This window comes from Brucella sp. RRSP16 (assembly GCF_052246815.1).
Classification (GTDB): domain Bacteria; phylum Pseudomonadota; class Alphaproteobacteria; order Rhizobiales; family Rhizobiaceae; genus Brucella; species Brucella intermedia.
Window position 1 is genome coordinate 211,900 of sequence record NZ_JBQQAM010000008.1, and the last position, 16,527, is coordinate 228,426.

Genomic DNA, 16,527 nt, shown 5'->3' on the forward strand with positions numbered 1-16,527 from the left:
AGCGGAGGAAAGACGCGAAGAAGCTTCAGCTGTCGTTGCCTTTCGTTTCGCCCCCGCCTTCCGAACGGATGCGGTAGCCCATGCCGCGCACGGTCTCGATCAGGTCCACGCCCATCTTCTTGCGCAGGCGACCGACAAAGACTTCGATCGTGTTGGAATCGCGGTCGAAATCCTGATCGTAAAGGTGTTCCACCAGTTCGGTGCGTGACACCACTTCATCCATATGGTGCATAAGATAGGACAGAAGCCGGTATTCATGCGAGGTCAGCTTGAGCGCGACGCCGTTGATGCTGGCCTTCGATGTTTTCGTAGCGAGATAAAGCGGCCCGCAGACAAGCTCAGACGACGCATGGCCAGCCGCACGGCGGATCAACGCGCGCAGCCGCGCCAGCACTTCCTCGATATGGAAAGGCTTGGCAACATAGTCATCGGCGCCCGCGTCGATGCCGGCAACCTTGTCGCTCCAGCGATCACGGGCGGTGAGCATGAGAACGGGCATGGCGCGGCCACTGCGCCGCCAGCGCTCCACGATGCTGATGCCGTCCATGCGCGGCAGGCCGATATCGAGCACGACCGCGTCATAAGGCTCGGTGTCGCCCAAATGATGGCCTTCTTCGCCGTCATAGGCGCGGTCGACCACATAACCGGCAGCAGCCATTGCTTCCGCAAGCTGCCGATTCAGGTCCTTGTCGTCTTCAACGATCAGGATACGCAAGCGGACATTCTCCCTCAATCCATTACCGAATGGCGGTGAAAGCCGTTGTCATTGAGCGCATCCCGAAAAAGCGAAGCGGTTTTCGGAGGAAGATGCGCGTCAAGACAAACTGGCAGAGCGGTTTCGACGATTCAGTCTGACGAAACCGCCCTATTGAGCGGGAACAGCCACTTCAACGCGGCGCGGACGTTCGCCATCACGGCCCGGCACCAGCACGACGACCACACACATGGGGCGGCCATTCTGCGTCGTGGCAGTTGCCTTGGCCAGCTGGCCACCCTGCTGGGCGGCCACCTGTTCGCCGACCGCGGCGCAATCACCAGCGGCAGCGACAATGAGATTGGACTTCTGCGGCGCGGTTATCGGCAAGGCACCGGCACTGACCGGCAGCAAGCCAATACTAACGGCGAGAAGCGCGAAAACTTTGAGTGCAGGGTTCTGTTTCATCATGCCGCCTTATATAGCGCCCAACAGCTGAATGATGCATGAACAACCAAACTTCTTGCGGGCCCAAAGGAAAAATCAGCATCTGACTATCACGGTTTGTGTAATTATGAAATGCGTGATGTTGCCCCGATGCGCCCGATAATCGTAACAATTCCGGCAATTGCGGTCGCCAGTTGCAGCAAAACATCCGTTAGCGCGCCCTGGTCGAAGAGATCCGTCGCCACGCCGAAAACGCCCGCAAGCGATAGAAAAAGCGCAACCAGACCAGCCCAGACCGTGCGCGAAAGATACCATGATTTATCTGCGTTCATATTTTTTCCTGTCAGTTGCCGACACGCCAATTGAGTTCAAATCCGACTTCCGACGCTTGCAGACTGGCAGCCACAACCGCACCGTCCAGCCATATGAAAGGTGTCTCGGCATTCTTCACGACCGACGCGGCCTGCTCTGTTTCAAAATGCCCGCGTGAGGCGCGCGTGAGTTTCCAGCGATTTAGAGCGATTTCCTCCTCATCCAAAACAGGAGCACCCTCCCTTCTCCATTGGGCGCCGCAGCAGGCCTGTATTGGCGCCATTCAATATCTGCGCCCTTGGCCGCGATTGCATCTCGTCGGAATGAAGTGCGACCTCAACCGATTGCCCCTCCACCACCCTTCCCTTTGGAGCGCCTGGCTTGCCGATTCCAGTGCGATCTCGAAGGTCACCTCGGCATCGTGATTGCCACCATGTTCGGGCGCCGTTATCTGAAACGGTCCGCGGATCGTGCCGAAATCCTTCTGCGGCGTAGACAGCGGCTCGATCCGCCCCCAGACCATGCCGACGTCGAACCAGCTCTCGGCGAGGCTTGTTTCCCGCCACGACAGGCGAGCGTCCCGCCCCTGTCCCTCACCGGCGAACGCCGCAAAGCCCGTGGCAAATTCGGTATTCGCGGCAGTTCGGCTCAGCCCCGTATTCCGCGTGAGCCAGCGTTCGAATTCACGGATCGTCGGCAGTCCCCGCCTTGCCGCTGCTGACACGCCTGCGGCCGCATCGGAAAGGTGACGACCGAGATTTCCCAAAGATCGGCTTTGATGATGTGGCGCGGGCCAGTGCGGGCATCCGTGCGCGCCTTGACGGTGCGAAAGCCGATGGACAAGCCTTCCAGCCGCCGCCGCGCATCAGTTCCAGCGCATCGCGCATCCGCGCCAGCCTGCCCTCGACATAAAGGCCGCGCGCATCCTCGCAGATTGCCGTCCACATGCCGATTGGCTCCGCCGCATCATGCTTGCCAGAGCATCCGCACGTCCGACACGCGGCCTTGGCGGGCGAGCGGGCGATCGCCCCCCGTTTGACGACGTCTTTGCGCAGAGCGGACAGGCCGAAGACACTGGCATAGCCGGAAAGGCTACCGGCCAGTTCCACATCCTCGATGGCGAGAGCGGGCTGCATCGTTTCGGGCCGCATATCAAGCATCGCCATTGCTTTCCCTTTCCTCAGTCAGGATTCCAGGGATCGGCGCCTTTTTCAGCCGTTCAGAAAAGCGCTTGAAGATGCCAAGCGCCGACCAGGCGGTAATGCTTACTGCAGCCGATCCCATCAGCATCAGCTCGGCCTGGCCAAGCAATCCGCTGAGAGCAAGGGTGTCGGTAATCCTGACGCCAGCCGCTCCTCCGAAAACCATGCCGCAAATGATGCCGACGGCGAAACGAATGGCCGCTTCACGCTTTCCATGCGGCAACATATAGGCGAGCGATACGGCAGAACCTGCCATCGCGCCCACCATCTTGGCGAACCATATCCACGTCGTCTCCGAGGTAAATACTGCATCGGTGAAGTTCGTCATGATGACCTCCTGGCTGAATGCGGTGGTAGCCCACCGCATCGCGTTTTTTCTTCGTCGCTGAGAAATGAGGCATCGAAAATGCGCGCCGTCGAGTTCCCGCCGTCCCAGAGGCATCTCGCCATAGCGGTCGCTGATCGTCTGCATGAGCCTTGCGCCAGATTCGCGGAGTTTTCGTCCGTGCGCATGGGCGTCATCGAAACCGAGGCATCGCGGACCAACGCTTTCAGCAGCGGAACAGCTCGCGGTGTCATTGTCACGACCTGTCTTGGAGAAGCGCGCAGACGCAAGTCGAATTGCAGCATGCCCCAGGTTTCCTTCAGGTGCGCCAGGTAACCATAGGGGACAATTGCGCATCACGCGCCTGAAACAGCCATTCCTCCTCCGCTGCTTCCACTTGCTGCGGCGTCAGGCCTGCCGTCCAGGATCTCCCACGCCCGACTTTCTGCACGCGCCAGGATTGCATCGCGTGTCTTCACCTGCGAATCAGCCGCAGCGTATGAACAGTCCAGGTTGAGGCGATTGAGACGGTTGAGATACTGGCTTACCGGAACAGATAGCAATAGCGCGATATCCGCGGGGTCGATGCCGTATGCAACCTGTAATTGGTGCGCCAAACGAAGGCGTGCTTCGCCACGTGCTAACTTATTCACAATTTCAGGGTGTACCCTCACAATTTTTACAATTGTCTAAAAGACATAACCCTGAAAAGCCGCTATAGCCTCTCAGGGTTATGCACACCGGTATCTGCCGGGGGTATTTAGCAGGGACCGACGACAGTCACACTTTGTCGACCGTAGAGAAAACCTAGCAAAGCACCGTTACGCTGTCGAGGACTATTTTCCTATAGTTTGATTTTGTTCCTACCCATAAAAAGCTGCCAGGGCCTTAACCATTTCACATGAGCTGTGGCTTATTTATCTGCTATGATGGACACTCCACCTGTCTGCGACAACCAACCGTGCCGAAGTTAGTGAATGCGTAAGACGGCAGAAAAAGAACCGGGAAGCGAGAAGCGCAAACCGTTCAGGGTTTCGCGCCTGATCGGGCTCGACGCGTGGATCGATTCCACCCTCTACAGCCTGCGCTACAATCTCGGCGAGTGGTGGGAAAACATCACCATCTTCTCCCGGCGTTTTCGCGTGCGCGGGTTCCGGCGTTTCGTCGTCGAGGTTCTCGACGAGGGATTTACGCTCGGGGTCGCCGGTGCGGTGCTGATGCTGGTGCTGGCCCTGCCCGCCTTCGAGGAAACCAAGAAGGACTGGCGCGCGCAGGACGATTATGCCGTCACCTTCCTTGATCGCTACGGCAATGAGATCGGCCAGCGCGGCATCCTGCATCGTCAGGCCGTGCCCATCGATGAATTGCCGGATCATGTCATCAAGGCCGTGCTCGGCACCGAAGACAGGCGCTTTTTCGATCATTACGGCATCGACTTCTGGGGCCTGACCCGCGCTTTCAGCCAGAACATGCGCGCCAATGGCGTCGTCCAGGGCGGCTCGACCATCACCCAGCAGCTTGCCAAGAACCTGTTTCTCTCCAACGAGCGCACCATCGAGCGCAAGATCAAGGAAGCCTTTCTCGCGCTCTGGCTGGAAAGCAATCTCAGCAAGAAGGAAATCCTGCAGCTTTATCTCGACCGCGCCTATATGGGCGGCGGAACCTTCGGCATTGCCGCCGCATCGGAATTCTATTTCGGCAAGAACGTGAAGGATATTTCGCTTGCGGAAGCCGCGATGCTGGCCGGGCTTTTCAAGGCGCCTGCCAAATTCGCCCCGCATGTCAACCTGCCTGCGGCGCGTGCGCGCGCCAATGTCGTGCTTTCCAATATGGTTGAAAGCGGTTTCCTGAGCGAAGGGCAAGTCGCCGTTGCGCGCCGCCATCCGGCAAGCGTCATCGACCGCGCCAAGAACGAGAGCCCCGACTATTTCCTCGACTGGGCTTTCGAGGAGGTGAAGAAGGTCGCCGCCAATATTCCCCAGCACACGCTGATCGTGCGCACGACGCTGGACCGCAATATCCAAAAGGCGGCGGAGGAGTCGCTCGAATATCACCTGCGCCAGTTCGGCAAGGATTATAATGTCTCGGAAGCGGCGACCGTGGTGATCGCCAATGACGGCTCCGTGCGCGCACTGGTCGGCGGGCGGGACTATGGCGAAAGCCAGTTCAACCGCGCCACCAAGGCATTGCGGCAGGCCGGTTCGTCCTTCAAGCCCTATGTCTATGCGGCGGCGATGGAAAAGGGGCTGACGCCCAGCACCATAGTCTCGGACGCGCCGATCAGCTGGGGCAACTGGTCGCCCCGCAATTATGGCCGCAGCTTTGCGGGCCGCGTGGACCTGACCACCGCGCTTGTCCGTTCGCTGAACAGCGTGCCGGTGCGGCTGGCGCGCGATTATCTGACCACGGCCCCCATCGTTGCGCTGACCAGGGCGATGGGCGTGGAATCGCCGATCTCGTCGCACAAGACCATGGTGCTCGGCACATCGGAAATGACGGTGATGGATCAGGCTACCGGCTTCAACGTGTTTCCAAATGCGGGCATGGCCGGTAATCGCCACGCCTTCACGCAGATCGTTTCATCGGACGGCAAGGTGTTGTGGGATTTCGGTCGCGATGCACCGAAGCCGCACAGGGCGTTGTCGGAGAAAGCGGCGCTCGAGATGAACTCCATGCTGGTGCAGGTGCCGGAACGCGGCACCGGACGCCGCGCCGCACTGCCGACGACGCGCGTTGGCGGCAAGACCGGCACGACGCAGAATTATCGCGACGCATGGTTTGTCGGTTTCACCGGCAATTTCACTGCGGCGGTGTGGTTCGGCAACGACAATTTCACCCCAATGAAGGAAATGACCGGCGGTGTCCTGCCTGCCATGGCCTGGCAGCGGATGATGGCCTATGCGCATCAGAACATCGAACTGAAGCCCATACCGGGCGTGACGCCGCCCTTCCCCGCGCCGCCCAAGAAGAGCGAGCCGCAAGTGGCAAATGCCAAGCCGGAAGAAGTCATGGCCGCGCCGCCGCGCGTGCTCTCGCCCATGTCGACAAAAGTCATCAAGGAACTGCATGACCGCTTCCTTGCGGCACCGCCTCTGCCTAAGATCGCCGGGCGCACAAAAGTATCGGTACTCTGAGGGGCGATGTTCAAGACGATATTCAACACGGCGATTGTGCTTGTGCTGGCGCTCGGCGGCGGCATCTGGAGCGTCGACAAGGTGCTCGACCGGTTCGAGGGTTTCGGTGAACTCCGCGTCGGGGCCTGGAGCGCCTATCCGGCGGCTGGCACGCCGGATGCCGATCCCTATTCCAAGGCCCGTGCGGCCCGCAAAGCCTATCTCGCGCTTGGAACGGCGGAAGGGCTGCCCTTCTATGCGCGTACTGACAATGGCGGGCGCACATTGCAGCGCGGCTGCACCTATCGCCTCAGCGGCATGACCCCGACCGCCCGCTTCTGGACGGTCTATCCGGCCACGCCCGATCTCGAGCCGATCACGCCGCGCAACGGATTGCTGGAAGCACTGCATTCCCGCGAGGTGCTTTATGGCGATGACGGCAGCGTCACGATCACCATCGGCCCGGATGCCGCGCCCGGCAACTGGCTTCCCGTCGAAGGGGGCGGCGATTTCGTTCTCGTCATGACGCTCTACGACACGCCTGCGGCATCATCCTCGGGTCTTTCCGATCTGGTCATGCCGGGGGTCGTGCGCGTTGCGGGAGCAAATCCGGGAGCGTGCCGTGGCTAGAATTTTCCGCCTCGTCCTTCTCGGCATCATCGGCGCGGCGATCGTCCATATCGCGGTTCTCTTCCTCGTTCCCTTCTATTCCGACAAGAATGCCTGGTCGCGGATCGAAACCGGAAGCGAGCCATACCGTTTCCAGCGGCTGGATCAAAAGACCGGCCCGGTCAGCGACAGCGATCCGCTGATACAGGAAGCGACCTGCCGCTTCGATCTTGCCGACGGCCCCGTGCACATCACGACAGGTGCAAACGTGCCTTACTGGTCGCTCTCGATCTACGCGCCCAACGGGGACAATCTCTATAGCCTCAACGACAGCGTTTCCAACGAACGCAAGCTCGACCTGATCCTTGCCGATCCCATCGGCATGGCAAGTCTGCGCTCGGATGGTTCGCAGGCCGATGCGCGTTCGATCCTGATCGAGCAGAATATCGGCGAAGGCGTCGCCGTCCTGCGCGCTTTCGTGCCCGATGGAACTTGGAACAGGCAAGTGCAGCGCTTCTTCACCGAAGCGCGCTGTGCGCCGTTTGAGGGTCTCTAATACCCGTGCCCGGCATTTTCAGCGCGTGATGCATTGGCATCCCAGCGTCCGGCCATAACGCATTTCCGGCAACCTTTGGTTCGACTGGAACCTCTCCAAGCCTGAAGCGATGCTGTTTCTTTTTGGCACGGTTAATGAGTTGCTAAGGCTTCAACGCTACTATCCGGAACACCGACCCATGCGGGGTGCATTTTCGCGCAAACCGGCTGCTGCCGGAGGCGTGATCTGCGATTTGGGGCGGGTGAGTTGTGTGCCTACCGGAGTATTCTGCGTGACAAATGATCAGTTCCGCGCCCTGGAGGATATTTCAGGCCACCGGAGCCCGTCGAATTCAAAAGCGGGGAGCAGCAAGGCGGACGACCTTCTGGCGGCCGCCATTTCGGCATTCGCGGGTATCACGCGCCCCGGACGGCAGGATATGCAGCAGCTCGAAGATCTTGCCATGCCGCTTCTGCAATGCGCTTCCACCCGCGGGAAGCGCCACGCAGCCAATGCACTGGCGCAATTGGAAGACGCGCCACGCCGCCTCATTCTGGCGCTGGCCGACCAGCCCGTGGAAATCTCCGCGCCTATTCTCCTGCGCTCTCCCCTTCTGCGCCCGTCCGACCTGATCGAGATCATCGGCAGGAACGGCCTTGCCCATGCGCGCGCTGTTGCGCGGCGTCAGTCCGGCGATGTGCTTCTGCAAGGCGTGCTGCGCAGTTTTGCCGATCCGGTGATCGACCGCACGCTGGCGCTTCAGGAAAATCTCGCCAATATGGAAGCCGAGCCGCTGGAAAAGCCGGTTGTGCCCGACCTTTCGACCGCCAGAACACCGCTGATGAAGGAAGGCAGTTCCGAGCGGCTGGCGCGCGCGCTGCAACAGCCTTTCTACGAGACAGGTGCCGCCACCGGCGCGCAGCATCTCATCGATACCGCGCTTCTGATCGACAGCCAGTTCTTTCGCAACGCGCTGGCCGATGCGCTCGACATTTCGTTCGAGCGGGCCGATGCGATCATCGGCCAGTGGCCGGATTCACATCTGCCGATTGCGCTCAAGGCGCTGGGATTGTCGCCTGCGGAATGCTATCTCACCATGACAGCCATTCTGGGCCCGATCGACACCAATCGCGACAGCCTGCGGGAGTTCGTCCACATCTACCGATCCATCGACCGCGAAAAGGCGATGGCGCTCGTGCGGCGCTGGAAGGCTGAAGACATGTCGGCCATGCTGCGCGGCAAACTGCGCGAAATGGCGGAAGCCGAAGACGACACCCCGCTCGTGGATGCGGCCAATTCCGATCATCCCTCCCGCCAGCGGCTGGCGAAATAAGCGCATCAAAAAGTTCAGTACGCCTCTCCGTCCTGCGAAATCGAGAACAGCGCCGAAGCATCGGCAATATCTTCCAGTTCGACCAGCCACAGGTCGGGGTCGAAGCGGGTTTCCCGCGCCATGCGATCACTTGCCGCCATGTCATCGGCGTCGTGAAGAATGCGCAGGAACATGCGCTCCCCGTCATTTTCTTCTTCATAGGAGGTTTGCGGCGCTGGCGAATAGAGATCGCAGGTGCCAAAGCGCGAGCTTACCTTGATGAATATCGCGCCGGCTTCCGGCGAGCCGCGGCGGGCGAGATAGGCAAAGCCGCCCTCGCCCTGCACCTTGCGGATCAAGGCTGAAACCCAGAAATCGGATGTCAGGCGCATCGCAAATCCATCAGCTGATCAGGCCGATCTCGCGCATCTTGGCGATGAGCGTTCCATCGATTTCGCCCGTCACCGGCAGGCTGAACAGTTTCTGGAATTCGCGCACTGCTTCCTGGGTCGACTTACCCGGCTGTCCGTTCACCGGCACCGTGTCGTTGCCGAATGCCTTCAGCCCGGCCTGCACGCGGATGATATCCTGCGAACTCACCTTGGCCGACTGACCGGCGGGTGCTGCGGCAGCCTGTTTTTTCAGCGCCGGTTTTTCATAGGAAGCAAGGTCCGGCTTCGGTTTGGAAACTGTTTCCGATTTCAGGACAGCGGGCTGCGGACGCGGCGATGGAACCGCGACCTCGATGGCTTTTGCCACTTCGTCCCGAGCCGGAGTGCGGTTCGAGTTACCGTTTTGGGTGTCGGCCAGCAATTGCGGCGGGATGTTGGCCTCCTGCACGCCGAGCTTCTGCTGCAAGGCGCGCCAGCGTTCCACCGCTTCGCGGGTCTGCGGCCCGGTGAAACCGTCCACCGGCCCCTTGTAGATTCCAAGCGTCGAAAGCCGATACTGCAGCCGCGCTATTTCCAGATCGGCATTGGGCGCAAGCGCCGGCAGCATATCGTCCACCGAGGCGTTCATATTCAGCCGGTCAGCCGACAGATTGGCGGGTTCCAGCGGTTGGGCTGGCGCGTTGCTCACCGGCGCTGCGGAAGCGCTTTCGGTCGGTTTTGGGGCATTGTCGCTCGCCGCCGCCGTTCCCGGCAGGACCGCACGCGGCGTTGGCTTGAACACGAAATCCGGTCTTGTGCGGAAGAACACGGCATTATGCGCCTCCGGCTGATACCAGAGCGCATTGGCCGAAACGAAACTCATGACCACCAGAAACGCGGTTGCCCCGCCGGTGAGGACGGGGTTGCGGGCGATGAACTCTCCGGCAGCAATTGCCAGCGCCGAGGCCGACGTGAAGAAGAAATGGAGGAGCCGCGATCCGAGACTACGCCGTTTTGCGGGTTTGCGCATTTTTCTGCTCCCGGATTTCGTCGTTCTGCCAGTCATGACGCCTTTCTCCCTGGTGACGGTGCATGTCGATCACCATGCCAAGCTCTGGGCCAAGCTCCTGATATTCGTCTTCTCCCATCACAAATTGCGGACCCGCCACCGGAAGGCGGACCGTGACGACCGTGCCTTCGCCGGGACAGCTTTTCAGCTGCATCGTTCCCTGATGCAGTTCCACCAGCCCCTTGACCACCGAAAGGCCGAGGCCGCTACCTTCCTGCGCGCGCGCATAATTGTTGTTGGCGCGCACGAATGGCGTGCCGATGCGCTGCATGTTTTCCGGCTCGATGCCGATGCCGGTATCCGACACGCTGAATTCCAGCATCGCACGGCCTTCGGCCATAACGCGCGCTGCATCGATGGTGACGCAGCCGCCGCTTTGCGTGAACTTCACCGCATTTCCGGCAAGGTTGAGCAGAATCTGCTGGACGGCGCGGCGGTCGGCCACCAGTTCGCCAATGCCGTTGCCGACGCGATGGCAGAAGGCGACGCCCTTCTTTTCGGCCAGCGGCAGCATGACGGCGGTGCACATTTCGGCTGCTTCGCGGAAAGCGAGCGTCTGCGGATCGATGCTGTAATTGCCGGTCTCCAGACGCGAAGTGTCGAGAACGGCGTTTACAAGCTCCAGCAAATAATGGCCTGACTGGTGGATGAGGCCCGCATATTCGCGCTGCTTTTCACTGGCGAGCTTGCCGCCCATTTCATGCGACAGCATGTCGGAAAAGCCGATGATGGAATTAAGCGGCGTGCGCAGTTCGTGGCTGACGGCTGCCAGCAGTCGGCCCTTGCCGATGCGCTCCGATTCCAGCTCCGCTTTCAGCGTTGCAATTTCTTCCAGAAGCTTCTGCTCGCCTTCCAGCGAACGGCCTATCAGCGTGATGGCGTGGGCGCTTGCAGCTCCTTCGAGACGATAGGTGCGGAAGATGGTCTCGCCATTTTCGATGGAGCGCAGGCGGACATCGATCTTGCGCACGGTGGCACCGGCGCGAAGATCGGCCAGAAGCGAAAGATATTCCACGCGGTCGGCCACATGCACGCGGTCGATCAGGGCCGTGCCTTCGAGCATTTTCGGCTGCACGCCCAGAAGCTTGGCAGAATTTGCATCGACCGAAGACACCACACCTTCCGCGTCGAGGCTGAACTGCACGTCACCGGCAGCAACCGCGATCTGCGGTGCGCCGACCTTGATCTCGGCAGGTTTGGCAGCGTTCACAAAGCCACGCGCGACAAGGCTTGCAGCGTAAAGGACAAGAACCGCGACAGACGCATAGCTGCCGCCGGAAACAGCGCCGCCGCTTGCGGTCGCGAGGAAAGCCAGAACCATGGCGGCGAACGCAGCGCCTGCTGCGGCAGCGCCCGGCCGGCGGGTCGCAAACCAGACTTCAAGCGGCAGGCCTGCCGCCATCAGCCACAGAACCGCATTGCCATGCGAGAAGGCGCCAATGGCAGCGAGACCCGCGCCATAGGCGGCGAAGTTCAGGCCCGCCAGAACGGGCGCGGCAACGCCCATCAGCGACAGCGCACACAGGATCATGGCCACGCCTGCAAAGCTGGCGGCGAGAATCGCAAATTCCGTGAAGCCCGGCGTTACACCGGAGCCAAGCACCGCAGCACAAAGCAGGACCGGCACGGTGATGACCGAGCCGATGACACGTATGGAGGCCGCGTCGGGTGTGGACACCCAGCGGCGGCAGAAACGTTCGTAAAAACGGCTGATCGCCTGCACGCTCGTGCGGACGGTATCGGCTGTTTTCAAAAGAATGGCGTTCAACGTGCCCTACTCACTCAATACTCTTGCATGATCCGAACTGGCAACCCTTCGCCGTGGCGACGCACTCCAGCCAGCAACAGATTGCAGCGGAGGCTTTAAAGAAACGATAAAGCGGGAGCGCCCAAAGCGGATAAGTGCCATGCCGGGTCTGCTTTTCTGTCTATGGTAAACAGAGAGTAGCAATCGGCGAGACGCCATTGCTGGCCGATGCAATTTTAACGTTCAGACCGAACGGTTACGGAATCTTTTCGAATTCATCGGACATTGACGGCGACACATCGCAACCGAAGCAAGGCAATGATCCGTTTTCTCATCAAATCCGCATTCTGGCTGACGCTGGCATTCCTCGTGATGCCACGCATCTTCCCCGCGGATGAGCAGAACACCCCGCAGGAAAAGCCCGCCATGACGGGCACCAGGCGGGAGCCGGATTCCATCGACCAGCTTCTCGCCAACGGCAAAACCGCCGTGGAACTGGGCAAGCTTTGTATCGACAATCCTTCCTTCTGCCAGAACGGAACGTCGCTTGTGTCCAGCGCCGGAAGCGGCCTTCTGGAAGGAAGCCGCGTTGCGCTCGAATATCTGAGCGACCGCTTCGGCACCAAGCCGCAACCGCCGGCGAAAGCGGAACCGGCAGCATCGCCAGCCGTGCAGGCGGCAACCGGCATTCCCATCCCGACACCGCGGGAAGAAGCCCTTCGCGCACTGGATCGCCGCTCGACTGGCGCGATTGGGCGTTAGAGCGGGATTTGTCCAAGTTGAAACGCCATCATGGTTCAAGCTTTTATTGGAGCATGATTTTATCCGAAAACCGGTTCCCACTTTTCGGAATCATGCGCCAGGCTTTTGTCTGAGCATGATTTTACCCGAAAACCGGTTCCCACTTTTCGGAATCATGCTCTGGTTTTCCGTGACCTCGCGGCGTTTCATCACTATATAAGCGGCAAGAAACTTCTTTCAGGCGAGTACCATGACCACGACCATCGATAGCATCATGTCCGATTTCGAATTTCTCGACGATTGGGAAGACCGCTATCGCTATGTCATCGATCTCGGCAAGGAACTGCCGCCCTATCCCGACGATGCCCGCGATGCCGCGCACAAGGTGCAGGGCTGTGTCAGCCAGGTCTGGCTGAAGACGCTGCCGCAAGGCGGCAACGATCCGGTCATGGAGTTTCTGGGCGATTCCGATGCGCATATCGTGCGCGGTCTGGTGGCTATCGTGCTGGCGCTTTACTCGGGCCGCAAGGCGTCGGAAATCCTGACGATTGAGCCGGAAGCCATTCTCAAAAAGCTCGGCCTTGACGAACATCTGACGCCGCAGCGCTCCAACGGCCTGCGCGCCATGGTGGCGCGCATCCGTCGTGAAGCAGAGTTGGCGAAAGAATCAGCGTAACACTACAGTTGCATTCCTCGTGATGCCGGGCTGCAAAGAGCATTTTTTTGCGCTCCGGTGCTCAAAAATCACTCTTTTCGCCACGGCCTGACGAGTTTGCAACTGTAGTGCCCAGAGCCTGTTCCACGGACAAAGCCGCCGCCAGCAGTCTTTTGTCGGTGCCGCCGCGTGCGGTGAGCATGAAGCCGGTCGGCAGGGACATGCCCGGCATCGGCACGGTGATGCTGCACAGGTCGAACTGGTTTCCAACCTGCGTATCACGCAGCAGAAGCCCTTCCACACGGTCATATTCGGCCTCATCATTGCTGACCGAAGCAATCGTCGGGGCAACAATCGGCGTGGCGGGTGTCACGAACATGTCGAACCCGCTCAGGCGTTCGTCCATTTCCCGCACCAGCGCCGCGCGCGTTTCCATGATGCCGCGATAGGTTTCCATCGGCACCTTGACGCGCACGGCGAGCGGACGCTTCACGCGAAGATCGACATTGGCATCGGGATCGCCGAGCCAGGTCGATGCGTGGACATGGCTTGCCTCGATCCCGGCAATGGAGCCGACGCGGGTTGCCTCACGCAGACGCTGGATCAGATCATCGACCTCCAGATCGGCAATGACAGCACCCGCCTTTTCAAGAAGCGCGACCGTTGCCTCGAAGTGCTTCGCCACGTCCGGCTCCATATCGGCCAGAAGATAGCCCTTGGGCAGCGCGATGCGCAGCCCCTTCAACGACAGGGCTTCAGGCAGGACCGGCGTTTCGCCCGCCATGATCGCGTCGGTCAGAATGGCGTCAGCGACGGTTCTGGTCAGCGGGCCAACGGAATCGAGCGATGGCGCCAGCGGAAAAGCACCGTCCAGCGGAACGCGCCGCGCCGTCGGCTTGAAGCCGACAAGGCCGTTCAGCGCCGCCGGTATGCGCACCGACCCGCCCGTGTCCGAGCCGATGGCGATTTCGCTCGTGCCTTCCGCCGCCGATACGGCAGCGCCCGATGATGAACCGCCCGGAATGCGCGTGGGGTCGATGGCGTTGCCCGGCTGGCCATAATGCGGATTGAGACCGACCGGCGTGAAGGCGAATTCCGTCATATGGGTCTTGCCGACGATGACCGCACCCGCCTCGCGCAGACGGCGCACAATCGCGGCATCTCCGGTCGCGGTCGCCGCATCCCGGCGAATGACCGAACCGGCGAGCGTCGCTTCTCCGGCAACGTCGAAGAGATCCTTGATCGAAACGATGCGCCCGTCGAGGGGGCCGACAGCGCGTCCGTCGCGCAGACGCGCATCGGCGGCATCCGCCTCGGCGCGCGCCTGCCGTGCATAAATCTTGCTGAAAACGCGCTCGTTGCCTGCCCGCGCTTCCAGCCGCGACAGGATGCTTTCCAGCCGATCCCGTACCGAATACATGTGATTTCTCCCCACTTCCCCATCAGGCCTGTCAGGCTTGTTTGGGACACAGGCGATAGCCCCGCCCCAAGGGAGTGTCAATCCGGGAGAGTGCTTCACTTGTTCAGTGGCTGCATGCGGGGACGATAGTCGTCGGCTCCCCAATGCAGGACAGCGCCGCCGCCGCGCTCCTTTTCGAGTTGCGGATTATAGTGCCGGTGGAGCGCGGCCAGGCCGACCTTGAGCAGCATCTTGGCCGAACGCGCGGGCCATTGCCGCTCGTGCTCCACGGTTTCAAGACCTTTCAGGAAGCAGCAGACGTCGACCAGAACGCCGTTCAATTCCGGCCCGACCGCTTCCAGCGCCCGCTCGACCCGGATGCGGCTGGCAAGCGCAATATCCGTCAGTTCGGCCATGCCGCCCGGCCCGCCCGATCCACTCGCCCTGCTTCTGACGCTTTTGTCCCAACGCATCGTGATGGAAGGCATCAGCGATCCACGCGTGAAGTCGGCGCGCAATCTTTCACCTGCAAGAAACTCGTCCTGCGAAATAAAGGAAGAACCGCTTGCGGTTTTGCGCCGGTAAAGCATGGCAAGCGGCGACTCTTCAGGGTTGATTTCAACCTTCTCGCCCTGCTCATACTCGACGGTCAGCGTGGCTCTTGCCGGGCTGGGCAGCGGCTCGCCCCTCTGTTTCAGGCATCTGTTACCGTGCGGCGCCAGAACGACACGTTCATCCTCCCAGCGCAGCAAACCTTTCCGATGCATGGATTCCAGTTCGGCGCGCGAAGCGGCGATGGTTCCGCGATCCGTCGCCAGCAAGACATGCGTCGCGCGGACCGAATCCTGAACCTCGCAGGCCCCGCCTTTCAGAAAGCGCATGATCCTCGCTTCGGACACTGACAGTTGGGTGGTCATGCCGCCATCCTCCACTCCGCGAAAGCAATGTGCGCAATGCGCTCGAAGGTCGAGACGATTGCATCGAATTCGGTATCGTCGCGCATGTCTTCCACCAGATGGCAGGCATGCATGACCGTGGTGCGGTCCCGTGCAAAGCCCGCAGCCACATCCCGCATGGCCAACCCGAAAGCCGTGTGCGCGACATACATGCCGATCTGCCGGACCCGCGCGACCTCCCGCCTGCAACGCAATGGGGACCGCAATTCGGTGCCGGAAACCCCGAACATGGCCACCAGCAAATCGATCAGGGCGTCGCACAGCGCCACATTCCGCCGTTGCCGCAACCGGTCGGCGCACCCCTCCTCCATTGCGAGGCTAAGGTTCCGACCATGCCTTGCTGCCAGCAGCTTCAATGCTTCGAAAGCTTCCGCCCGCGTGTGAATGACATCCGATAGTTCCAAAGACATTCATCTTCCCTCGCCAGAATAGGAATATCTTCTTATACTGAGAAAAATGCAAGAGTGGATAAGTTTTGTAGAATGGATTGTGTTTTGCGGTTAATTTCGACACTTCTAAGATAGGCTAAGGCCTTGTAAGCGTGGAATTAACGGGTCGCAAAGGGGTGCGGCTGCTCGCTATTTTACAGAAAACCGCGCCAAAATCTAGGAATATTATCCCACGGCATCTCACGAGGCTCATGCTCGTTCACACCGAGAAATGAGGATTGTGACGATGGATGCGGATATCAGACACGCCCGCAAATTATTCCTTGCCCGAAAAAAAGAGAATCAACTGACGGCGATGCAACGCAACGCCTTGCAGATCATCGCCGGGATCGATCTGGATGAAGTTCTCAAGGCATCGCAGGAAGAAAAGGAACGAACCAAGCGGCGCCTGACGCGCCTTATGGAAAGGGAGCGCCTGAAAGGAATGTGCGGTCACTGGAGTTACGACCTGAACCGGCACATCGCATTGAAACAGGCTTTCGACCGGATCGGCTGACGGGCCAGCATTTCGGAAAAGGCACCCCAAGCAAAATGGCCGCTATCGTCGAGCTTGCGCTTTACGATAACGGCCATTTCAACAGACGCTCAAGA

At 60.3% G+C, this 16,527-nt stretch carries 19 protein-coding genes and 3 pseudogenes; 7 read left to right on the plus strand and 15 right to left on the minus strand.

Annotated elements, in window-relative coordinates; translation table 11 throughout:
• Positions 1-25: 25 nt before the first annotated feature.
• The 9 genes and pseudogenes from ACS5UA_RS14700 to ACS5UA_RS14740 all read right to left on the minus strand — a co-directional run bounded on the left by ACS5UA_RS14700 (position 26) and on the right by ACS5UA_RS14740 (position 3,446).
• Positions 26-715 (minus strand): response regulator transcription factor, encoded by a 690-nt coding sequence (locus ACS5UA_RS14700; RefSeq protein ID WP_443101464.1) that lies wholly within the window; start codon positions 713-715, stop codon positions 26-28.
• A gap of 150 nt (positions 716-865) precedes the next feature.
• Positions 866-1,162, minus strand: coding sequence for a hypothetical protein (locus tag ACS5UA_RS14705; protein WP_006472696.1), 297 nt, complete (start codon positions 1,160-1,162; stop codon positions 866-868).
• Between the two features lie 104 nt (positions 1,163-1,266).
• A complete protein-coding gene (locus tag ACS5UA_RS14710; RefSeq protein WP_022568935.1) occupies positions 1,267-1,473 on the minus strand; it encodes a hypothetical protein in 207 nt (68 codons plus the stop codon).
• An 11-nt stretch (positions 1,474-1,484) separates the two neighbouring features.
• Positions 1,485-1,736: a hypothetical protein gene (locus ACS5UA_RS14715; protein WP_443101465.1), complete on the minus strand. Its 252-nt coding sequence runs from the start codon at positions 1,734-1,736 to the stop codon at positions 1,485-1,487.
• A 96-nt stretch (positions 1,737-1,832) separates the two neighbouring features.
• Positions 1,833-2,177, minus strand: a pseudogene (locus ACS5UA_RS14720) (phage tail tube protein); the annotation flags it as partial.
• Positions 2,102-2,619 (minus strand): annotated as a pseudogene (locus tag ACS5UA_RS14725) (HK97 family phage prohead protease). The pseudogenes ACS5UA_RS14720 and ACS5UA_RS14725, both read right to left, overlap by 76 nt.
• Positions 2,606-2,983 (minus strand): DUF6107 family protein, encoded by a 378-nt coding sequence (locus tag ACS5UA_RS14730; RefSeq protein WP_443101486.1) that lies wholly within the window; start codon positions 2,981-2,983, stop codon positions 2,606-2,608. The pseudogene ACS5UA_RS14725 and the gene ACS5UA_RS14730 overlap by 14 nt, the downstream one beginning before the upstream one ends.
• 84 nt (positions 2,984-3,067) lie before the next feature.
• Positions 3,068-3,300 (minus strand): annotated as a pseudogene (locus ACS5UA_RS14735) (DNA-packaging protein); the annotation flags it as partial.
• Complete coding sequence (locus ACS5UA_RS14740; RefSeq protein ID WP_155268919.1) at positions 3,300-3,446, minus strand: hypothetical protein; 147 nt, start codon at positions 3,444-3,446, stop codon at positions 3,300-3,302. The pseudogene ACS5UA_RS14735 and the gene ACS5UA_RS14740, both read right to left, overlap by 1 nt.
• 511 nt (positions 3,447-3,957) lie before the next feature.
• Between ACS5UA_RS14740 and ACS5UA_RS14745 the strand changes: the two genes are divergently transcribed.
• The 4 genes from ACS5UA_RS14745 to ACS5UA_RS14760 all read left to right on the plus strand — a co-directional run bounded on the left by ACS5UA_RS14745 (position 3,958) and on the right by ACS5UA_RS14760 (position 8,570).
• Positions 3,958-6,114 carry a penicillin-binding protein 1A gene (locus tag ACS5UA_RS14745; RefSeq protein ID WP_100648262.1) on the plus strand — a complete coding sequence of 719 codons (2,157 nt, stop codon included), beginning with the start codon at positions 3,958-3,960 and terminating at the stop codon, positions 6,112-6,114.
• A 6-nt stretch (positions 6,115-6,120) separates the two neighbouring features.
• A complete protein-coding gene (locus ACS5UA_RS14750) occupies positions 6,121-6,723 on the plus strand; it encodes a DUF1214 domain-containing protein (protein WP_443101466.1) in 603 nt (200 codons plus the stop codon).
• Positions 6,716-7,258, plus strand: a complete 543-nt coding sequence (locus tag ACS5UA_RS14755) for a DUF1254 domain-containing protein (RefSeq protein ID WP_039852424.1) — start codon at positions 6,716-6,718, stop codon at positions 7,256-7,258. Before ACS5UA_RS14750 ends, ACS5UA_RS14755 begins: the two co-directional genes overlap by 8 nt.
• Before the next feature lie 271 nt (positions 7,259-7,529).
• Positions 7,530-8,570, plus strand: a complete 1,041-nt coding sequence (locus tag ACS5UA_RS14760) for a DUF2336 domain-containing protein (RefSeq protein ID WP_063882676.1) — start codon at positions 7,530-7,532, stop codon at positions 8,568-8,570.
• Positions 8,571-8,584: 14 nt separating this feature from the next.
• On the opposite strand, the gene ACS5UA_RS14765 is transcribed toward ACS5UA_RS14760, so the two are convergent.
• Genes ACS5UA_RS14765 through ACS5UA_RS14775 form a run of 3 tightly spaced genes read right to left on the minus strand, consistent with a single transcriptional unit; the run spans position 8,585 to position 11,757 of the window.
• Positions 8,585-8,941, minus strand: a complete 357-nt coding sequence (locus ACS5UA_RS14765; RefSeq protein WP_443101467.1) for a DUF1491 family protein — start codon at positions 8,939-8,941, stop codon at positions 8,585-8,587.
• 10 nt (positions 8,942-8,951) lie between these two features.
• On the minus strand, positions 8,952-9,950 hold the full coding sequence (locus ACS5UA_RS14770) for a peptidoglycan-binding domain-containing protein (RefSeq protein ID WP_443101468.1): 999 nt from the start codon (positions 9,948-9,950) through the stop codon (positions 8,952-8,954).
• A complete protein-coding gene (locus tag ACS5UA_RS14775) occupies positions 9,925-11,757 on the minus strand; it encodes an ATP-binding protein (RefSeq protein WP_443101469.1) in 1,833 nt (610 codons plus the stop codon). Before ACS5UA_RS14775 ends, ACS5UA_RS14770 begins: the two co-directional genes overlap by 26 nt.
• A gap of 297 nt (positions 11,758-12,054) precedes the next feature.
• Here ACS5UA_RS14775 and ACS5UA_RS14780 point away from each other — a divergent pair, with 297 nt between their 5' ends.
• Positions 12,055-12,498, plus strand: a complete 444-nt coding sequence (locus ACS5UA_RS14780; protein WP_112701556.1) for a hypothetical protein — start codon at positions 12,055-12,057, stop codon at positions 12,496-12,498.
• 229 nt (positions 12,499-12,727) lie between these two features.
• Positions 12,728-13,153 carry a SufE family protein gene (locus ACS5UA_RS14785; protein ID WP_025091264.1) on the plus strand — a complete coding sequence of 142 codons (426 nt, stop codon included), beginning with the start codon at positions 12,728-12,730 and terminating at the stop codon, positions 13,151-13,153.
• 61 nt (positions 13,154-13,214) lie between these two features.
• On the opposite strand, the gene ACS5UA_RS14790 is transcribed toward ACS5UA_RS14785, so the two are convergent.
• The 3 genes from ACS5UA_RS14790 to ACS5UA_RS14800 all read right to left on the minus strand — a co-directional run bounded on the left by ACS5UA_RS14790 (position 13,215) and on the right by ACS5UA_RS14800 (position 15,891).
• Positions 13,215-14,552: an amidase gene (locus ACS5UA_RS14790; RefSeq protein WP_443101470.1), complete on the minus strand. Its 1,338-nt coding sequence runs from the start codon at positions 14,550-14,552 to the stop codon at positions 13,215-13,217.
• 95 nt (positions 14,553-14,647) lie between these two features.
• Positions 14,648-15,448: a DUF6456 domain-containing protein gene (locus tag ACS5UA_RS14795; protein ID WP_443101471.1), complete on the minus strand. Its 801-nt coding sequence runs from the start codon at positions 15,446-15,448 to the stop codon at positions 14,648-14,650.
• Positions 15,445-15,891 carry a helix-turn-helix domain-containing protein gene (locus tag ACS5UA_RS14800; RefSeq protein ID WP_443101487.1) on the minus strand — a complete coding sequence of 149 codons (447 nt, stop codon included), beginning with the start codon at positions 15,889-15,891 and terminating at the stop codon, positions 15,445-15,447. The genes ACS5UA_RS14795 and ACS5UA_RS14800 overlap by 4 nt, the downstream gene beginning before the upstream one ends.
• A 271-nt stretch (positions 15,892-16,162) precedes the next feature.
• Between ACS5UA_RS14800 and ACS5UA_RS14805 the strand changes: the two genes are divergently transcribed.
• Positions 16,163-16,432, plus strand: coding sequence for a cytoplasmic protein (locus ACS5UA_RS14805; protein WP_443101472.1), 270 nt, complete (start codon positions 16,163-16,165; stop codon positions 16,430-16,432).
• Positions 16,433-16,527 lie beyond the last annotated feature (95 nt).